Below are 635 nucleotides of genomic sequence, written 5' to 3'. Positions count from 1 at the left end.
TTCTTGGGTACCGGCCGCAAGTGCTCGCGCTCCATCGCGTACACTTCGGCGGGTACTTTTTTTGTTATGCCGTGGATGTTGGCGTTGGCGGTGCGTTCCAGCCAAGCCAGGCATTCTTCGTTGACATGATCGATGTCTCTGAACGTGCGATGGGGGATGAAATTGTACTTCCCGTACTTGATGAACGCTTCGATCCGGCCCTTGCTTTCCGGGTCGCTTTTCCGGCAGAGGTGGACGCCGAATCCAACGGCTTGCCGGTACACCTCGAAGGTTTCCGTCAAAAGTATATCGCCGTTGTTTTCGCTGACGACCATGAGCTTGTCCTGGTCCATTACCACTTCTTTTGGTATGCCGCCGAAGTAGGCCCAGCAGCGCTCGAAGGTTTCGCACAGGCTGGCGGTGGTAAAGGGCGTCGCTCGCCATTCCAGGTATCGGTAGCGAGAATGGGACAGGATGGCGCCAAAGCCGTAGACACGGATTTTCCGACTGCTCTCTGTGGTGGCCCAGGCGAAGCCGAAGTCGACTTGGACTTGTTGGCCCATGGGTGGATCCACGACGGCCTGGTATTGGCGTTCCTGATGGTTCGGTTTCGGCAGGCCATGCTTTCGTCGCAGTTTGCTCAAAAACCGGCGCAA

1 pseudogene is annotated in these 635 nt (G+C 56.9%); it reads right to left on the bottom strand.

Features of this window, described 5'->3' with window-relative positions:
• A pseudogene (locus GTO89_RS16875) lies at window positions 1-635 on the bottom strand (DDE-type integrase/transposase/recombinase); the annotation flags it as partial.

The organism is Heliomicrobium gestii, from assembly GCF_009877435.1.
Lineage (GTDB): Bacteria > Bacillota > Desulfitobacteriia > Heliobacteriales > Heliobacteriaceae > Heliomicrobium > Heliomicrobium gestii.
The sequence above is the reverse complement of the archived record's forward strand: the minus strand, read 5'-3'. Positions and strand labels throughout refer to the sequence as shown.